The organism is Dactylosporangium sp. NPDC051087 (assembly GCF_055586325.1).
The window spans coordinates 12,309-29,288 of record NZ_JBVJIJ010000019.1 but is presented as its reverse complement, the minus strand read 5'-3'; the positions used below and the strand labels follow the sequence as shown (position 1 = coordinate 29,288).

Annotated in this window: 17 protein-coding genes and 1 tRNA gene; 11 read left to right on the top strand and 7 right to left on the bottom strand. The window is 71.5% G+C overall.

Annotated features, from left to right (window positions below; genetic code table 11):
• Nucleotides 1–14 precede the first annotated feature (14 nt).
• The 6 genes from ACZ6TV_RS32550 to ACZ6TV_RS32525 form a co-directional block, all read right to left on the bottom strand.
• A complete protein-coding gene (locus tag ACZ6TV_RS32550; RefSeq protein WP_465301156.1) occupies nucleotides 15–1,457 on the bottom strand; it encodes a flavin-containing monooxygenase in 1,443 nt (480 codons plus the stop codon).
• 63 nt (nucleotides 1,458–1,520) lie between these two features.
• Nucleotides 1,521–2,936, bottom strand: coding sequence for a hypothetical protein (locus ACZ6TV_RS32545; RefSeq protein WP_465301154.1), 1,416 nt, complete (start codon nucleotides 2,934–2,936; stop codon nucleotides 1,521–1,523).
• A 20-nt stretch (nucleotides 2,937–2,956) separates the two neighbouring features.
• A complete protein-coding gene (locus ACZ6TV_RS32540; RefSeq protein WP_465301152.1) occupies nucleotides 2,957–3,697 on the bottom strand; it encodes a hypothetical protein in 741 nt (246 codons plus the stop codon).
• Nucleotides 3,698–3,758: 61 nt separating this feature from the next.
• A complete protein-coding gene (locus ACZ6TV_RS32535; protein WP_465301150.1) occupies nucleotides 3,759–4,460 on the bottom strand; it encodes a hypothetical protein in 702 nt (233 codons plus the stop codon).
• A gap of 10 nt (nucleotides 4,461–4,470) precedes the next feature.
• Nucleotides 4,471–4,869 (bottom strand): hypothetical protein, encoded by a 399-nt coding sequence (locus ACZ6TV_RS32530; RefSeq protein WP_465301148.1) that lies wholly within the window; start codon nucleotides 4,867–4,869, stop codon nucleotides 4,471–4,473.
• A 238-nt stretch (nucleotides 4,870–5,107) separates the two neighbouring features.
• A complete protein-coding gene (locus tag ACZ6TV_RS32525) occupies nucleotides 5,108–6,220 on the bottom strand; it encodes a damage-control phosphatase ARMT1 family protein (protein ID WP_465301146.1) in 1,113 nt (370 codons plus the stop codon).
• Between the two features lie 30 nt (nucleotides 6,221–6,250).
• Between ACZ6TV_RS32525 and ACZ6TV_RS32520 the strand changes: the two genes are divergently transcribed.
• The 7 genes from ACZ6TV_RS32520 (at nucleotide 6,251) to ACZ6TV_RS32490 (ending at nucleotide 12,061) form a co-directional block, all read left to right on the top strand.
• Nucleotides 6,251–6,592 carry a YkvA family protein gene (locus ACZ6TV_RS32520; protein WP_465301144.1) on the top strand — a complete coding sequence of 114 codons (342 nt, stop codon included), beginning with the start codon at nucleotides 6,251–6,253 and terminating at the stop codon, nucleotides 6,590–6,592.
• Nucleotides 6,593–6,714: 122 nt separating this feature from the next.
• On the top strand, nucleotides 6,715–7,770 hold the full coding sequence (locus tag ACZ6TV_RS32515) for a hypothetical protein (RefSeq protein ID WP_465301142.1): 1,056 nt from the start codon (nucleotides 6,715–6,717) through the stop codon (nucleotides 7,768–7,770).
• Between the two features lie 179 nt (nucleotides 7,771–7,949).
• Nucleotides 7,950–9,080, top strand: a complete 1,131-nt coding sequence (locus ACZ6TV_RS32510; RefSeq protein ID WP_465301140.1) for an alanine--tRNA ligase-related protein — start codon at nucleotides 7,950–7,952, stop codon at nucleotides 9,078–9,080.
• Nucleotides 9,081–9,098: 18 nt separating this feature from the next.
• Nucleotides 9,099–9,695, top strand: a complete 597-nt coding sequence (locus ACZ6TV_RS32505) for a hypothetical protein (RefSeq protein ID WP_465301138.1) — start codon at nucleotides 9,099–9,101, stop codon at nucleotides 9,693–9,695.
• A 195-nt stretch (nucleotides 9,696–9,890) separates the two neighbouring features.
• Nucleotides 9,891–10,517 carry a YdcF family protein gene (locus tag ACZ6TV_RS32500; RefSeq protein WP_465301136.1) on the top strand — a complete coding sequence of 209 codons (627 nt, stop codon included), beginning with the start codon at nucleotides 9,891–9,893 and terminating at the stop codon, nucleotides 10,515–10,517.
• Nucleotides 10,518–10,556: 39 nt separating this feature from the next.
• The gene (locus ACZ6TV_RS32495; protein ID WP_465301134.1) at nucleotides 10,557–11,486 is read left to right on the top strand and encodes a hypothetical protein; all 930 of its coding nucleotides are present in this window, start codon (nucleotides 10,557–10,559) and stop codon (nucleotides 11,484–11,486) included.
• A gap of 26 nt (nucleotides 11,487–11,512) precedes the next feature.
• Nucleotides 11,513–12,061 carry a hypothetical protein gene (locus tag ACZ6TV_RS32490; RefSeq protein WP_465301132.1) on the top strand — a complete coding sequence of 183 codons (549 nt, stop codon included), beginning with the start codon at nucleotides 11,513–11,515 and terminating at the stop codon, nucleotides 12,059–12,061.
• Nucleotides 12,062–12,128: 67 nt separating this feature from the next.
• Here the strand turns inward: ACZ6TV_RS32490 and ACZ6TV_RS32485 are convergent, their stop codons facing one another.
• Entirely contained in the window at nucleotides 12,129–13,286 is a 1,158-nt protein-coding gene (locus tag ACZ6TV_RS32485) for an MFS transporter (RefSeq protein WP_465301130.1), read from the bottom strand.
• 101 nt (nucleotides 13,287–13,387) lie between these two features.
• On the opposite strand from ACZ6TV_RS32485, the gene ACZ6TV_RS32480 reads away from it, so the two are divergent.
• The 4 genes from ACZ6TV_RS32480 (at nucleotide 13,388) to ACZ6TV_RS32465 (ending at nucleotide 16,949) form a co-directional block, all read left to right on the top strand.
• Nucleotides 13,388–14,434 carry a DUF5937 family protein gene (locus ACZ6TV_RS32480; protein WP_465301128.1) on the top strand — a complete coding sequence of 349 codons (1,047 nt, stop codon included), beginning with the start codon at nucleotides 13,388–13,390 and terminating at the stop codon, nucleotides 14,432–14,434.
• A 75-nt stretch (nucleotides 14,435–14,509) separates the two neighbouring features.
• Entirely contained in the window at nucleotides 14,510–16,579 is a 2,070-nt protein-coding gene (locus ACZ6TV_RS32475) for a family 20 glycosylhydrolase (RefSeq protein ID WP_465301126.1), read from the top strand.
• 29 nt (nucleotides 16,580–16,608) lie between these two features.
• Complete coding sequence (locus ACZ6TV_RS32470; protein ID WP_465301124.1) at nucleotides 16,609–16,812, top strand: DUF6158 family protein; 204 nt, start codon at nucleotides 16,609–16,611, stop codon at nucleotides 16,810–16,812.
• A 65-nt stretch (nucleotides 16,813–16,877) separates the two neighbouring features.
• Nucleotides 16,878–16,949 (top strand) — tRNA-Val (locus ACZ6TV_RS32465).
• The last annotated feature ends 31 nt before the right edge of the window (nucleotides 16,950–16,980 follow it).

Here is a 16,980-nt window from a genome sequence, read left to right as displayed (position 1 = left end):
CTCGCGAAGCTCACTCATGCGATCACCTCGTATGCATGGGGGTCGAAGCGGCGCATCCGCTGCCGGAAGCGCCAGGTCGAGCCGGGCCACAGGGTCGAGTTGCGGCCGGTCGCGTCGATGTACCAGCTGCTGCAGCCGCCGGTCGCCCAGACGGTCCCGGTCATGCGGCGGTCGACGGCGGCCGTGAACGCCCGCTGCGCCTCGGCCCGCGGCTCGACGCTGCGGGCCCGCTCCAGCACCCGCAGGGCGCCGAGGACGTATTCGAGCTGCGCCTCGATCATCAGCACGACCGAGTTGTGGCCGAGTCCGGTGTTGGGGCCGAGCAGCAGGAACAGGTTGGGGAAGCCGGCGACGGTCGTGCCGCGGTACGCCCGCGGGCTGCCCTGCCACACCTCGGCGAGGCTGCGGCCGTCGCGGCCGCGGACGCGTTCTGCGATCGGCAGGTCGGTGACGTGGAACCCGGTGCCGAAGATGATGGTGTCGGCCTCGTGCTCGACGCCGTCGCGGGTGACGATCCCTTGTGGACGGACCTCGGCGATCGGGTCGGTCACCACGTCGACGTTGGCCTCGGTCAGCGCCGGGTAGTAGGTGTCGGACTTGAGCACGCGCTTGCAGCCCATCGCGTAGTCCGGGGTCAGCCGCGCGCGCAGCCCCGGGTCGGCGACGGCGGAGCGCAGGTTGCGCAGCGCGACCCGTTGCGCCAGCCGCATCACGGACGGGCGCAGGAAGCCGATGACCGTGGACTCGATCGCCCAGTAGACGATCGTGCGCATCGCCCGCTGCGCGCCCGGGATCCGCCGGTACAGACGGTGCTCCCAGGTCCTCAGCGGCCGCTCGTTGCGGGGCATGACCCACGCCGCGGTGCGCTGGAAGAGGGTCAGCCGGGCGACCGAGGGCTGGATCGCCGGCACGAACTGGATCGCCGACGCGCCGGTGCCGATGACGGCGACCTTGCGGCCGGTCAGGTCGAGGTCATGGTTCCAGCGCGAGGAGTGGAACGTCTCGCCGCGGAACGTCTCCAGGCCGGCGAGCTTCGGGATGACCGGCTCGTTGAGCGGGCCGCCGGCGCTGATCAGGACGTCGGCGGTCCACTCGCCGCGGGACGTCTCGATCCGCCAGTGCCCGGCGGCGTCGTCCCAGCACGCGAGCCGCACGTCGGTGTCGAAGCTGATGCGCGGGCGCAGGCCGAACCGGTCCGCGCAGCGGCGCAGGTACCGCCAGATCTCCGGCTGCGGCGAGTAGGTGCTGCTCCAGTCCGGGTTGAGCGCGAAGGAGAACGAGTAGACGTGCGAGGGGACGTCGCAGGCGCAGCCCGGATAGGAGTTGTCGCGCCAGGTGCCGCCGAGGTCGCCGGCCCGTTCGAGGACGACGAAGTCGTCGTGGCCGTGCTGCTTGAGCCGGATCGCGGCGCCCAGGCCGCCGAAGCCCGCGCCGACGATCGCGATCCTGACATGCATGCAGCCTCCCTGGTACCGACTGGTACCAGGGAGGCTACCACCGGGTAGCTTGCCGTGGAAGCGTTACAGACCCAGCAGGCGGTCGAGGAAGTCGCGGTACTGGCGGACCGCGGCCCGCAGCCGCTCGGTGTCCTCGCTGCCCTCGGACTGCCAGGCGCTCAGCTGCGCCCGCTGCGACTCGATGGCGCCGGTGACGGTGGAGACCGCCTCGGCGACGAGCTGGTCGGCCTCGCCCGCGACGGACCGCGGGTCGTCGATGAACCGCAGCTGCAGCTCACGCCACCGCTCCCGCAGACCCTCGGCGGCGCCGTCGGCCCAGAGCGCGCCGACGGGGACCGGCTCGACCGCGCCGGGGCGCAGGTCCTGCCCGGCCTCGGCGCCGGTGGTGCCGACCGGCACGGGGACCGCGACGACGTCGCCGGCGTCGAGCGCCTCGCCGCCTTCGAGGGCCTCGGCGGCCGTGGGCTCGTCGGTGCCGGCGTACGCGCCGGTGGCGACGGGCTCGTCGGTCAGGACCGGCCCGGCGAGGGTGTCGTCCCGCCGCTCGTCCTCGGTGTCCGCGTCGGTGTCGTCGGCGACATCGACGTCCGCGTCGGCGTCCGTGCGGGGGTCGCCGTCGTCGGTGCCGGCCGCGTCGTCCACGAGGACGGCGGTGCGGTCGTCCGAGTAGGCGTCGACGTGGTCGGCGGTCGTGTCGTCCACGTCCGTGCCGGTGCCCGCCTGGTCCTCCGGCAGGGAGCCGGCCCGCAGCTGGGTCGCGTGCTCCGCGGCCCACGCGCGGTCCTCGGCGGCCGTGCCGTCCACGTCCGTGGCGGTGCGGGCGTCGGCGTCGTCGTTGGTGCCGGTCTGATCCTCCGGCAGGGAGCCGGCCCGCAGCTGGGTCGCGTGCTCCGCGGCCCAGCTGCGGTCCTCGGCGTCCTCCGCGGCGGCGGCCTCCGCCTCGTCGCGCTCGTCGGCCTGCGCCACGTCCGCGTCCGCCTCGTCGTCCCGGTGCGCGGCCACGTCCCCGGGGACGAAGTCGGCGTCGCCGCGGGTCTCGTCCTCCTCGCGGGCGTCGACCTGGCCGGCGTTCGCCTCGGCGCGCTCGTCGGCGTCCTCTTCGGCTCGTTCCTCGGCTCGTTCCTCGGCTCGTTCCTCGGCTCGTTCTTCGGCTCGTTCTTCGGCGAGGGCCTGGTCGTGGTCGACGATCTCGACGTCGTCGCGGTCGGCGATGCCGTCGTGATCGGCGTCGGTCAGGGCGGACCCGGACGCATACGTCCCGGCCGGGTACAGCTCGCCGTCCCGCACGTCGCCGGCGTCGTGGTCGCCGTCGTGGTCGGTGTGGTCGGTGGCCACAACCGTGTCGTCGGCCCTGTCGTCGGTCCTGTCACCGTCCCGGTCCTCGGGCCGGTCGGCGATGTCCGCCCAGGCGCCGTCCTCGGCCGGGTGGCGGGGGGTGGGCATGTGGCTCTCGTCGAGGTTGCCGCGTTGATCCTGCATCGGAGGATTCCTTTCCCGGCCTACGACCGGCGGCTGGTGTCGTGGGGGACGTCCGCGGGGTCGCGCTGCGCGGGAACGTCGGCGTCGTCCTCGTCGGTACGGGCGGCGGAGCGGCGGACCGCGTCGGCGTCGTGCCCGCCGTCGGCCTCGACCTCGGCCACGGCGTCGGTGCGGGTGTCTGCGTGGGTGTCTGTGCGGGTGTCGGAGGACGCGGTCGCGGCGCCGGGGGTGGCGTCGACGCCGAGCAGGTCGGAGAAGAGCGTGCGGTAGTGCACGACCGCCTGGCGCAGCTGCTCGGTCGTGGCCTCGCCACTGTCGCTGAGCCGGCTGATCTCGTGCGCGTCGCGGTAGTGGCCGAGGGTCCGGGCGTGTTCCACGGACAGGTGCGCGACCTGCTCCTCGTATTCGCCGGTCGGGTAGCCGCGCTCGGCGATCAGCTCGGTGACGAGCGCGTCGGCGTCGCGGACGGCGCCGTCGGGGTCGTCGAGGAACCGGGCCTGGATCTCGCTCCACGCGGCGGTGTACCGGGTGCGTGCCTCGGGGGTGAGGTCGCGCAGCTCCAGCTCGGCGTGGCGGCGTTCCCGCTCGCGGAGCTCACGTTCGACGGCGACGCGGCTGTCACCCTCGGCGACGGCCCGGTCGTACTCGGGGCCGAACCGGTGCTGCAGCGCCCGCCGCCGGGTGACGAACCAGATGCCGTAACCGATCGCCGCGATCACCAGGAGCACGACGATCGTGATGAGAACTTGGGTGGTTGTCATGGCGGTCCTCCTTCACAGGAGGTATGCCCGCCAGACCGGCACTATCAAACGAGAACGGTCATTACGGACCCACGAGGTGGGTCAGGAAGTCCCGGTACCCGTGGACCGCCGCCCGCAGCTGCTCGGTGTCGTCGCGGCCGCTGGCCCGCCACGTGCTGAGCTGGTCCTTGCGCGCGTTCAGCGACGCGGTCACCCCCGCGAGGGCGTCGTCGACGAGCCGTTCCGCCTCGCCGGCCGCGGTCTGCGGGTCGTCGACGAAGCGCAGCTGCAGCTCCTGCCAGCGGGCGCGCACCTCGTAGGCGTGCCCCTCCGACGTCAGCGAGGACGTCGACGTCGACGCGAAGTAGGTCCCGCCCGCCGGCACGGACGACATCGGCGACGGCATCTGCGGCACGCCGGTCGCCGCGCCGTAGGCGGCACCGTAGGTCGCCGGCCCGGCCATCCCGTTGACCGGCATCCCGTTGGGTGCCATGCCGTTGGGCGCCATCGCGTTGGGCGGCATCCCACCGGGCTGCATCCCACCGGGTGCCATCCCACCGGGCGCCATGCCGTTCGGCGACATCCCGTTGGCCGGCATCGTGCTGGCAGGCATCGCGGCGGGCATGGTGCCCGCGGCGGCCGGCGTCGGCGGGCGGGGCGCGGGCGGGGTCGACGAGGTGGCCGTCTCCTCCTCTTCCTCCTCCTTGCCGCCGCGCAGCAGGATCCAGCCGCCGACGGCCAGGGCCAGGACCACCAGACCGATCGTGATCGTCGTCGAGTTCATGGGGGACCCCCTACAGGCCGAGGATGCGGTCGAGGAACTCGCGGTAGTCGCGCAGCGAGGCGCGCAGGTTCTCGGTGTCGACGCCGCGGCCGGCCCGCTGCTGGTGCAGCTGGCTGCGCCGGGCGTCCAGCGACGCGGTCAGGGACGTGACCGCCTCCTGGACGAGCCGTTCGGCCTCTCCCGCGACGAGATGCGGGTCGTCGAGGAACTTCGCCTGCAGCTCCTGCCAGCGGCCGCGGATGCGCTGCCGGTCGCTGTCGTTCCACATGGACGCGAGGGCCGCGGCGGGTGTGCCGCCGGTGTTCGCCCGGAAGTTGACTTGCGGTGTCAGGGGTGGCGCGGGCGCCGCCGGCTCGTCGTCAGGCTGAGCCGCCAGCTCCGGCACCGACTCGTCGGCTTCAGGTTGCATTGCGCGGTCCTACCCAGGCGCACGGAACAAAACCCCCCGGCGATGGGCCGCCCGCCGTACATGTCGGATATTTCCGCCTGAAGAGCGCCGTCGATGCGTGACCCCCACCACCCTTGAGGGGTTTCGCAAGCCGACCGCAAGTGGCCGCCAAGTGGGGCCCGGCAGAGTGCTCAACATGACGACGAAGCGCAGCATCTGGGCCGGACCGACCTTCACCAGCACCACCGACGCCGCTGTCTCAACCCCGCACTTGGACCATGGCAAAACCGCCGCTGGTGCGCCATGACGCCGGCAGCTTCCCCTCGACGCCCGCGGCCAACCCGGCGACCACGTCCGACTTCACCGTTCGCAGGGCCGCGACCGGCCCGGGAAAGTATGCGGTGAGCGCCGCGAACGACGTCTCCGGCGCCCAGTCGCGATCCCCCACCAGCCGCCGGTAGTTGAGATCACCCTTGAGGATGGTCAGCGTCGCCGCCCCGAACCGGGCGGCGAGGCCGGCCGGCAGGTCCGGGAACTCCAGCGGGGCGCAGTAGAACGGGTCGGTGACGAGCTCCAGGCTCCCGGCCCGCAGCGCCGCCCACAGCCGCCGCCCGACGGCACTGCCCGCCCCGAAGCGCCGCAGCTCGGCCAGGACGTCGGCGGTCAGCGCGTCGGAGACGAAGTACGGCGCGGGCTTGACGTGCAGCTCGACCCGCGCGGCCCGGCCGGTGCGCAGCAGGAAGTCGATGAGCACCAGGTCCGGCAGCAGCTCCCGGCCGGCGTTGTCGGCGACCACGCAGACGGTGCCGCCGGCGGCCAGCTCCCAGAGCCGCCCGGTGTCGTCCACGACCAGCTCGGCGCTCGCCTCGGCGAGGCCGTGCGCCAGCTGAAACCCCAGATCGGCCCGGTTGCCCCACAGCGCCGCCGCGACCAGCGCCGCGGCCTGCTCGTCCTCGGGCAGGTCCTGCAGCGCGTCGAGCGCCGCCAGCTCCTCCTCCCCCGGCAGGTCGGCGGCCTTCTGCGGCCCGAACGGGTCGATCCCCCGCCACGGACCCGGCTCGTGGTAGCCCGTCGCGTACAGCAGCCGCCGGTAGAAGTAGTTCTCCGCCCACAGGAACGGCACGTCGAACATCGACCGGCCGAAGTGCGGCGCGCCCCAGCGGTCCCAGTCCTCGCAGTCGTGGGCGTCGCGCGGCAGCGGGGTGACCGTGGGGTCCTGCAAGAGCGCTGCAAGCTCGTCCCGCACCGGCGCGGCGAAGGGGAAGTCCGCCAGGACGCGCGCCACGATCGCCGGGTGGCGGTCGCGCAGGACGGACGCGGCGAACGACGCGGGATCGGCGCCGCTGATGCGGGCGGGTGACTCGGCGGGCATGGTGCGAGTATCGCCCTTAGACTCATGGCCATGGACGACACCCTGTTCTACGGTCTCCTCGCGGTCGGCGGGTTGCTGCTGGTCGGGGTGCTGATCGTCGCGATCGTCCTCGCCACCCGCGTGTGGAAGACCGGCAAATACCTGCAGGCGATGGGTGCCGGCGGCAAGTTCGCGTTCTGGGGCGCGATCATCTACACCGTCTCCCCGGTGGACCTGCTGCCCGACCCGATCTACCTCGACGACGTCGGCGTCCTGGGCGCGGCCCTGATCTACCTGACCCGCCTGGCGTCGAAGGCCCGGGAGCGCCAGCAGCAGGGCGGCTCGCTGCTGCCGCCGCAGCTGCAGCGCCGCCCTTCGCAAAAAGCCCGCTGAGGGCGGTCTTCACCTGAAACGACTCTTTGTGCGCCCGGGGCGCCACGAGTCGTGAACCCGACCGTCGTGCATCAACACCGGTCGATACGCTGCCTCCTCCTTTTCAGGATGGAGGCACCTGTATGAGGTACAGACGACTGGCGGCGACCGTCGCCGTCACCCTCGCCGCCGCGCTCGCCGGCTCCCTCGGCGCCGCCCGGCCGGCCGCCGCGCTGCTGCCCGACACGTTCGGCTTCGCGCTGTACTCCGGCGGCGTCGTGTCGCAGCAGTGGCCGGCCGCGACCACCGTCAGCCCCGTCGTGCCCGGCCGGTGGCTGGTCAGGTTCCCCGGCATCGCCGCCGCCGCCGGTGTCGTGCACGTGACCGCCGTGCACGACGCGATCACCGACCCGCCGGGCCGCTGGTGCCAGGCCGACTCCTGGGGTCCCGTCGGCGCCGACGAGACCGTCAGGGTCAGCTGCTACGCCCCCGGCGGCGCCCTCGACCCGCGGCCCGGCTTCTCCGTGCAGTTCGCCCGCAGCTCCGGCGTGTTCGGCGCGGCCCGCTTCGGCTACGTCGACGGCGCCCCGGGCGGCGGCACGATCAGCCAGTACAACTCGGTCGGCGCCGCCAACACCAACACCAACGTCGGCGTGGGCGTCTACTCCGTCTCGCTGCCCGGCCTCGGCACCGCCGGCCCGCAGGCGGGCGACGTCCAGGTCACCGCGGTCAACGGCGGCGTCGGCGCCAGGTGCAAGGTCGCCGGCTGGCAGTCGTCCGCCAACGGCCAGTTCTTCCGCGTCTACTGCTTCAACGCTGCCGGGGCGCCCTTCAGCACCCGGTTCACCCTCACCTGGCACTACCAGCGCGCGCTGTACGGGGGCGCCGCCCCGCCCTACAAGTTCGCCTACCTGTGGAACGTCCCGCCGCTCGGCCCGGCGCTGACGAACTTCAACTCCGCCGGCCCGCCCGGCGCGCTCGCCTTCGGCCCGCCGGTCTGGACCGCCTCGTTCGGCGGGGTCGCGTCCCCGCCCGGCAACGTGCAGGTCACCGCCTTCGGCACCACGTCGCACTACTGCGGCCTGCACGCACCGTGGACGCCCGGCGCCGGCGCGCTCGGCATCCGGATCAACTGCTTCACCACCGCCGGCGTGCCCGTCACCAGCGGGTTCACCGTCGAATACTCGTCCCGCTTCTGAGGTACACTCGCCGCATGCGTATCAGGCGCTTCTCCGCCGCTGCCGCGCGAGCTCTCCGCTCGCCGGACGCTGCTGCCTGATCTTCTTCCAGTTCAGCCGGCGACCGGAAACGGTCCGCCGGCTGTTCTGTGTGCGCCGTGGGGTCCCGTCTTCCGGTCCATCCCCGAAGGGCCACCCTCATGGACACCCGCCAGATCCTCACCACGTTCCTCGACTTCTACCGCGACCGCGGCCACGCGCTCGTCCCCGACTCCACGCTCCTCACCCCGCAGGGCGACCCCGTCCTGTTCACCAGCGCGGGGATGCATCCGCTCACGCCGTACATCGAAGGCCGCCACCATCCGCTCGGCCGCCGCCTCACCGGGGTGCAGCGCTGCCTGCGCACCACGGACCTCGACGAGGTCGGCGACGACACGCACCTGACGGTCTTCCAGATGCTCGGCTCCTGGTCCCTCGGCGACTACCCCGGCGACCAGAGCCTGCGCTGGGGCTTCGAGCTGCTCCGCGACGGCTTCGGGGTCCCGCTGTCGAAGCTGCACGTCACGGTGCACGACCAGGACCCCGGCTCGCTGGACACCTGGCAGCGCCTGGGCGTGCCCGTCGAGCAGCTCGGCGAGGACAACTGGTGGTCGAACGGCCCGACCGGCCCGTGCGGCCCCGACTCGGAGATCTTCATCTGGACCGGGGACGGACCACCGAGCGGCACACCGTCCACCGACGACCGATGGGTCGAGGTCTGGAACCACGTCATGATGCGCCACAGACGCCACCCCGACGGCTCCCTGTCCGTCCTGTCCCCGCAGAGCGTCGACACCGGCATGGGCCTGGAACGCATGTCGATGGTCCTGCAGGGCAGATCGTCGGTCTTCGACACCGACGTCTTCTCACCCTGGCTCCGGTGGGACCCGTCCCCGCTCGTCTGCGACCACCTGCGCTCCTCCGTCGTCGTGATCGGCGACGGCGTCCACCCGTCGAACACCGGCCGCGGCTACGTCCTGCGCCGCCTCATCCGCCGCACCCTCACCCACCTGTGGCGCTCCGACCCCACCCGCACCCTCGGCGACCTGCCCGTCGAACCGCTCGGCGCGACCCTCGACTGGTTCTCCCTGCCGATGGACCCCCTCTATGTCCTGGACGTCCTCGTGTACGAGGAGCGCCGCTTCCACGCGCTCCTGCGTCGCGGCCGCCCGCTGATCAAGCGCCTCATGCTGCGCGGCCCTCTCACCGACGACGACTTCCACTACCTGCACGACACCCACGGCATCCCCCGCGACCTGGTCGAGGAGGTCCTGGTCACCGCATCCACCTGATCCCGGCTACCATTCCGCGTGCCCGCAGATCGATACGTGGACATTTATGCCGCCGGCGCCCGCACCCCCGACGCCGGCGGCTGGGCCGCCGTCCTGCACTACGGCAACCACACCCGGAAACTGCACGGCGGCGTCCCCGGCCCGGCGACCCGGGCCGCACTGACCGCGACCGCGGTGGCCGCGGCCCTCGCCGCCCTGACCCGGCCCGCCCCGGTCCGCGTGCACGTCGCCGTGGACCCCACCGACCTCGGCGACGTGCACGCGGTCGAGTGGGTGCGGGAGGACCCCGGCTCCGCGGCACTGGCCCACGCCGAGTCCCTGGCCCGCTTGTCCATCCCGTCCGACGCCCGCTGCCGCCACGACCTGCTCGCCACCCACTGCTGGGAATGCCGCCCCACCCGCACCCAGGGCCTGCCGGCGAGGGTCGCCATCACCCGCTCCGGCGCGGTCTTCCACATCCTCGAAACCTGCTCCGCCCTGCAGGACGGCTGGCGCAAGGTCGACCGCCGCGGCGCCACCCGCGGCGACCTCACCTGGGTCCCCACCGCCGACGCCCTCGCCGAAGGCCGCGGCGCCTGCGAGGTCTGCTGCGCCGCCCTCCTCCACGGTCACTGACCGAAGCCGGCACCGTCGTGCCGCGGCGGCGCTCGATCTGGCCCGCAGCACTGTCCTGCTCCCGCGCTTACCGCCAAGCCGTTTCCGACGCGCGGAGAGTGGCGCCGACGGTTTGCGTCCGCAGACGTTGGTTGCGGGTCCGCCATTGGACGTAAGGACCTTACTGTTGTGACATTGACGCAATACAGTGGCGAGGTGGACCGACCAGACGCGATCTTGATTCCAGGCGGAGGCCTCGACGAGACCGGCAGGCCACAACCATGGGTCACAAGTCGGCTCGACCGCGCCATGGCGCTGCACAAGGATGCGCTGTTCATCACGTTGAGCGCCGGCACCAAACACAAGCCGCCGCCATTGGACAAGTATGGCTTTCCGATCTTCGAGTCGGTTTCCTCCGCACGGTATCTGGTCGACGCGGGAATCCACCCGGACTCCATCTTGTTCGAGACCGCCTCTTACGACACCGTCGGCAATGCCTACTTCGCCAGGCTGCTGCACACGGATCCGAGGAACTTGCGGCACCTTCTGGTCATTACATCCGAGTTCCACATGCCCCGGACGGAAGTTATTTTTCGCAAGGTCTTCGGCCTGTCGGGCGGAAACTGCACGCTGACTTTCGACTCGGTGCCGAACGTAGGAATCACCCACGAAGCGCTCACCGCCCGACAGGACAAGGAGGCCGAGTCGCTCAAGCTGTTCGTGGAAGCCACCCGCGAGATCGAGACTCTCCAGCAGTTCCATACATACATCTTCACGAGACATCCGTCCTATCGGATCGAGCGACAACGACCGGAAGCGGGGGAAGCGCTGAAAACATATTAGGCAAGGTCCCGTTCAAATTGATGAAGGCGGGATTCACAGATGCGCAGGATTAGAGACGCGGCGGGTAAGGTCCTGGAGTACACGGACTGGATCATCACCGTCGGAATTGCAGGCGCAATATCAATTCTGGGCCTGACACAGGACATCTCCCTACAGATGATCTCAAGCGCCACGTTGCTGGTCCTCGGCGCTTTCGCCGTGGGGTCAATTCGTGACCGCGCCACGGCCCAGCGACTGCGCCGGACCCTCGCCGAACTGCCGGAGTCGGTGAGATTCGCGGTTACCGAAAGCGGTCTGGTCGACGACTCCCGCAGGACAGGACTCTCGCGCGTCTACGCACAGACCGTCCACTTCGACTGGCTGGCCGAGATCACGAACGCCCGGCACGTGGAAATTCTGAAGTTGAAGTTGAACTTCACAGAGGATCCGGAATACTTCCTGGCCTTCGAACGGATACTGCAAGCAGGCGGAACTGTAACGATCGTCATGTCCGACCCCCGGTCTCCCGCGATGTGGCTGCGCTATCTCGAAGAACCGCGGGGCGCACCGGGGCAGGTGGGTGGAGAGACGGCCTGGGTCGGCGGATTGGAAGAGCTCGCGGCAGAGATCTCGAGACTGAACACATGGAGACTGCGCGTCCAGGACACCGCCCAGCCGGGCAGGCTCTACATCGGCCTGTTTCCGCACTACCCGACCCATGCGTTCTATCGATTCGACGAACGACTCTTCGTCTTCCACTATCCGTACATGGCGCGCGGATTTCACGCACCCGCCTACCTGTACACATCCCCTGACAAATACGTTCACAGCTTTCTTCTGCGGTGCAGCAACTCGGTTCTGGCAGACTCCATCGAGCTGACGGACAGCGTCGCTCAGGACGTGGCCGCGAAGCATCAGGCCGGCGCCCTGTCGGACGCCGTTGTCGCCCGATCAGAGGTGCGTGCCACCAGAAGAAGGCGAGGATCATAAAATGCGGAAGGCTGCTACAATCGGGCATGGCTTTTGGGGTAATTCTCATTCTCGAACCGCCGGTCGCCGAGCTCACCGTTGCCTATTCGATCCGCATCGGCGAGTCCGCTACGACGAGGATGACGCTCGGCAATGAGGCACCTCCTCATGTCACCCTGCTGCACGTGGACGGAGATCCGGACGCCGCAGCGCGCTGGGGTGAGATGTGCGCCGGGTCGCTGCCGCCGAGAATCCCAGCAATCCGTGCCGGACTGATCTTCAATTCCATCCCGCCGGGTGATCCCTACGTGCCGGAGGGCGGCGTCAGCGTCGGAATCGAGGTCCTGCGATCATCTGCTCTGCAGAATGCGCACGACGTCGTTCTGCGTGCGGCTCAAGAGCTCAACCTGCGCCCTAAAGGAGCCTGCGGGGATCTCTTCAGACCCCACATCACGCTCGGGATTCTGACGGAAATGCCAGCCGGCCGGATCCCGCTCGATGCAGGCATGACCGAGGGCGAGACCTACGGCGTTCCAACTCTTGGGGAATTGGGCCCATATGGAACGTTCCCGAAAATCCTGAAGCACCTTGACTGAAATCTGTTTCGAACAGCACCGCTGATCGTAGGCGCGCGGGCGGAGTTCGCGTGGGGCCGCCCGCCCATCAGTGCGCCGGTGTGAGGGCGGCGGGTTGTGGGGCCCAGCGGTGGATGGCGAACGCGGCCAGCAGGGTCGTCGTGGCGAGGGCCGACCACAGCAGCGCTGGTGACGCGGCCAGCAGGGCCAGGAGCAGCGCGGGGGCTACGGCGTTGGCCAGGCCCGTGGACAGCTGCCACCGGGACAGCGCCTGGCCGAGGCGGTGCGGCGGCGCGGTGGCGGTGACCAGTGCGGTACCGCTGCCCGCGTACAGGATCTCGCCGAGGGTGTAGGCGACCGTGACGACGCAGACCGCGGTCACCGTGCCGCTGGCCCAGAAGCCGAGGTACGACGCGGCGAGCACGACGCCCGAGGTGGCGAGGACCGTGCGGCGGGAGAGGTGGCGGAGGCGGACGACGAGGTACACCTGCAGCGTGACGACCAGGACGGTGTTGCCGGCGAAGAGGGCGGCGGACCAGGCCGGGGAGGCGCCGAGGTGGGTGGTGAGGACGACGGGGACGGCGACCTCCAGGACGGCGAAGCACAGCGCGAACGGCAGGTTCGCCCACACCAGCACGGCCGTGCCCGGCACCCGGTCGCCGTGGGCGGCGGCGGGGCGCGGGGGTGGGCCGGTCGGCGGGAGCGGGACGGTGAGGACCAGGGCGGCCGCGGTCGCGTAGCCGGCGGCGGTGCCGAGGGCCAGGAGCCGCAGCGCGTCGGGGCCGGCGGTGACGGCGAGGGCGGCGAGCAGGGCGCCCGCGCCGAGGCCCGCGTTGCGCAGGGAGCGGGCGGCGGCCAGCGGGGCGTCGGCGGGTGCCGGGGCGGTGAGGGTGGCGACCAGGGCGGCGTGCGCGGCGGGCCAGACCTGGTTGCCGATGCCGAGCAGGAGCGACGCGGCGGCGAACGCGGCGAGGCCGTCGGCGGTGAGCAGGACGGCGACGCCCGCGAGCCGGACGAGCAGGGTCGCGGCGACCGGGAAGGTCCGCCGGCCGCCGGCGTCGATCCAGCGGCCGGTGAGCGGCACGGCGAGCAGACCGGCGAGGAGACCGGCCGACAGGGCGAGACCGGTGGCGGCCGCCGGCAGGTTGAGGACGCTCAGGCCGTACACCACGAGAAATGGACGCAGGAGACCCGCGCCGATCGCGTCGGCGGCGAGGGCGGCCGCGTAGCGGGGACCGAATCGCATGCCGGTCACGGTGCGGCGCCCGGGGCGGCGGGGTCACGCCGATTGACGTGACCCGTCAAGCGGGCACCATGCGCGCGGCGGGCGCTGGCACGATGGAGGGCGTGGCGCTGACGATCGACATCACGGGCATGCCGGCGCAGCGGTGCGTGTTCGCGCCGTCGCCCCTGGCCGAGCTGACGTCGATGCTGCACGTGCTCGCGGAGCCGGCCCATCACCCGGCGCTGCAGGCGTGGGCGGGTGCGACGCTCGCCGGGTTGCGGCCGGAGCTCGCCGACCGGCTGCTGGAGGCCGAGTTCCTGTGGCGGTCGTCGCGCGCGGACTTCCTCGTGCCGGGCCGGCCGCGGCCGACCCTGGAGGAGGAGCTCGACGCCGTCGACGCGATCCCCGACGAGACGTATGTCGCCGCCGCGCTCGTCATGACGTGCGGTTCGCCGCGCATGACCCTGGACCTCGACCGGGCCCTCGAGCTGGCACTCGCCCGGGGGCCGCGGCAGGCCGCGTTCGCGGAGCGGCTGATCGACGACCCGGCCGCGGTGCGCACCGCCGTCCGCGAGCTGCTGGAGGCGTGCGCGGCGGCGTTCTTCGACGAGGCGTGGCGGCGGGTCGAGCACCAGCTCGCCGCCGACGCGCGGCACAAGGCCGACCTGTACGCCCGGCACGGCCTGGAGGCGGCGCTCGCGGCGATCTCGCCCGCGATCACCCTGGCCGGCGGCCGGATCCGGCTCGACAAGCTGCAGGACAGCTCGACGAGCGGCGGCGACGGCGTCACGTTCATCCCGTCGGTGCACGGGCGGCCCCACCTGCTCACCGTCCACGCGCGCGGGTGGCGGCCGGTGGTGCAGTACCCGGCGGCGGACCGGCACGACGGGCGGCCGGTGCCGATGGATCTCGTGCGGCACCGGCTCGACGCGTTCGCGCATCCGGTGCGGCAGCGGCTGTGCCGGACCCTGGCCCGCGGGCCGCACACCACCGGGGAGCTGGCCGAGGCGTGGCATCTCACGCCGCCCGAGGTGTCGCGGCATCTCGCGGTACTGAAGCGGGCAGGCCTGCTGCGCACGACGCGGCGCGGCCGGTACGTGCGGCACAGCCTCGACATGGCGGCCACCGCGGCGCTCGGGGCCGACCTGCTCGCGGGACTCTTGCGGTGACTCGCCCTTGACAGGTCGGCAGTGGAGGCCATCAATTAACAGGAAACTTTACAATGAGTTTCGCTGGAGGACGCCGTGCACCGTCCCGCTCTGCTCGCAACAGCGCTCGCCCTGGCCACCGCCACCGCCGGGGTCGTCTGGACCGTTGCGGCCCCGCCGGCTGACGCAGCCGTGGTGAACCTCCAGGACGTGGTGCCCGCGCCGGTGTCGGTCCAGGCGGCGAACGGTGTCACGTTCACCATCACCGCGAGCACCGGCATCCAGAGCCAGTCCCTGGACGTCGGCAACGCTCTCGCCGCCGTGCTGCGCCCCTCGACCGGCTACGCGCTGCCGGTGACCACGGGCAGCGGCACCCCCGCCAGCGGCATCGCGCTGCTGCTGTCCGGCGCGGACGCGAGCGTCGGCGCCGAGGGCTACCAGCTCGACGTGACCGCGTCGCTGCTGACGATCCGCGCGCAGACCGCGGCCGGCCTCTTCCACGGCGTGCAGACGCTGCGGCAGCTGCTGCCGGCCACCATCGAGGCGAAGACCGTGCAGAGCGGGCCGTGGACCGTGGCCGGCGGGCGGATCGTGGACTACCCGCGCTACGCCTACCGCGGCGCCATGCTCGACGTGTCCCGGCACTTCTTCGGCGTCGACACCGTCAAGCGTTACATCGACGAGATCGCCCAGTACAAGCTGAACACCCTGCACCTGCACCTCAGCGACGACCAGGGCTGGCGCATCGTCGTCGACGCGTGGCCGCGGCTGACGAGCGTCGGCGGCAGCACGCAGGTCGGCGGCGGCGCCGGCGGCTACTACACGAAGGCGCAGTACACCGACATCGTCGCCTACGCGGCCGCCCGGCACATCACCGTCGTGCCCGAGATCGACATGCCCGGCCACACGAACGCCGCGCTCGCCTCCTACGCCGAGCTCAACTGCAACGGGGTCGCCCCCGCGCTGTACACCGGCACCGAGGTCGGCTTCAGCTCCTTCTGCGTGAGCAAGGAGGTCACGTACACCTTCGTGCAGCAGGTCCTGAGCGAGCTGGCGGCGCTGACCCCCGGCCCGTACCTGCACCTCGGCGGCGACGAGGCGCACAGCACCAGCGACGCCGACTACCGCACGTTCATGAACCGCGTCCAGCCCTTCGCCGGCGCGCTCGGCAAGACCGTCATGGGCTGGCACCAGGTCGGCCAGGCCGACCACACCCCGGGCCGCGTCGCGCAGTTCTGGGGCACCGGCACCTCCGACGCCGACCTCAGCTCCGCCGCCGCCAAGGGCGACAAGATCCTGCTGTCCCCGGCGAACAAGACCTACCTCGACATGAAGTACAACAACGCCACCCCGCTCGGCCTCTCCTGGGCCGGCCTCATCGAGGTGCAGACCGCCTACAACTGGGACCCGGCCACCTACCTTCCCGGCGTACCGGCGGCGTCCGTCCTCGGCGTCGAAGCTCCACTGTGGAGCGAGACGCTGCGCACCCTGGCCGACATCGAGTTCATGGCCTTCCCGCGCATGCCCGCCATCGCCGAGCTCGCGTGGTCGCCGCAGTCCGCCCGCAACTGGGACACGTTCAAGGTGCGCCTCGGCGCCCAGGGCCCGCGCTGGACCGTCCAGAACATCAACTACTACCGCTCGTCGCAGGTCCCGTGGGGCACGCTGCCGTCGACCTCGCCGTCCGCGTCCCGGTCCGCTTCCGCGTCGCCGTCCGCTTCCACGTCGCCTTCTGTTTCCGCGTCTCCTTCTGTTTCTTCGCCGCCCGCCGGTGTACTGACCAACGGCGGCTTCGAGACGGGGACCCTCGCGCCCTGGACCGGCAGCCGCTGCTCCGTGGTGACCACGCCGGTCCACTCCGGCACCCGGGCCGTGACCGGTGACGTCACCGCCGGCGACACCGCACAGTGCCAGCAGACCGTCGCCGTCCAGCCGAACCGCACGTACCGCCTCACCGGCCACGTCCGCGGCAGCTACGTGTACATCGGCGCCACCGGCACCGGCGTCAACGCGAGCACCTGGACTCCGGGCACCGGCAACGCCTACGCCCCGCTCACCGTCACCTTCACCACCTCGGCCACCACCACCTCGGTGACGGTCTTCGTCCACGGCTGGTACGGCCAGCCCGCCTACTACGCGGACGACTTCAGCCTCACCCTGGTGTGACGCCGCGTTCCGGGGGTACACGTCGCCGTATGGAGCAAGGTGTACCCCCGGCGTCACTGACCGACGACGACCTCGTGCGGGAACTGTCCAGCCTGCACACCACCCGCCACGACACGTTCCGCCACGGCTCCGACGACGCCCTGGCCACCCACACCCGCCGCACCACCGAACTCGAACAGGAATACCTGAACCGCTTCCCCGCCCGCGAGATCGACCCCGCCCGCCTGCGCTGACCCGACACACGGGGGTACCGAGGTGCGGACGACGGTCCGGATCGGGTAGAGTGCACAAACGTCGCGGGCGATTGGCGCAGCGGGAGCGCGCTTCGTTCACACCGAAGAGGTCACTGGTTCGATCCCAGTATCGCCCACCGCAGGTCAGAGGCCGTTTCCGCAAGTCGG

Coding starts and splice junctions, on each gene's coding strand:
- ACZ6TV_RS32495 (WP_465301134.1), top strand. CDS start 10,557: ATGCGCAGGATTAGAGACGCGGCGGGTAAGGTCCTGGAGTACACGGAC.
- ACZ6TV_RS32550 (WP_465301156.1), bottom strand. CDS start 1,457: ATGCATGTCAGGATCGCGATCGTCGGCGCGGGCTTCGGCGGCCTGGGC.
- ACZ6TV_RS32520 (WP_465301144.1), top strand. CDS start 6,251: ATGGACGACACCCTGTTCTACGGTCTCCTCGCGGTCGGCGGGTTGCTG.
- ACZ6TV_RS32540 (WP_465301152.1), bottom strand. CDS start 3,697: ATGACAACCACCCAAGTTCTCATCACGATCGTCGTGCTCCTGGTGATC.
- ACZ6TV_RS32545 (WP_465301154.1), bottom strand. CDS start 2,936: ATGCAGGATCAACGCGGCAACCTCGACGAGAGCCACATGCCCACCCCC.
- ACZ6TV_RS32535 (WP_465301150.1), bottom strand. CDS start 4,460: ATGAACTCGACGACGATCACGATCGGTCTGGTGGTCCTGGCCCTGGCC.
- ACZ6TV_RS32525 (WP_465301146.1), bottom strand. CDS start 6,220: ATGCCCGCCGAGTCACCCGCCCGCATCAGCGGCGCCGATCCCGCGTCG.
- ACZ6TV_RS32515 (WP_465301142.1), top strand. CDS start 6,715: ATGAGGTACAGACGACTGGCGGCGACCGTCGCCGTCACCCTCGCCGCC.
- ACZ6TV_RS32510 (WP_465301140.1), top strand. CDS start 7,950: ATGGACACCCGCCAGATCCTCACCACGTTCCTCGACTTCTACCGCGAC.
- ACZ6TV_RS32485 (WP_465301130.1), bottom strand. CDS start 13,286: ATGCGATTCGGTCCCCGCTACGCGGCCGCCCTCGCCGCCGACGCGATC.
- ACZ6TV_RS32490 (WP_465301132.1), top strand. CDS start 11,513: ATGGCTTTTGGGGTAATTCTCATTCTCGAACCGCCGGTCGCCGAGCTC.
- ACZ6TV_RS32470 (WP_465301124.1), top strand. CDS start 16,609: ATGGAGCAAGGTGTACCCCCGGCGTCACTGACCGACGACGACCTCGTG.
- ACZ6TV_RS32530 (WP_465301148.1), bottom strand. CDS start 4,869: ATGCAACCTGAAGCCGACGAGTCGGTGCCGGAGCTGGCGGCTCAGCCT.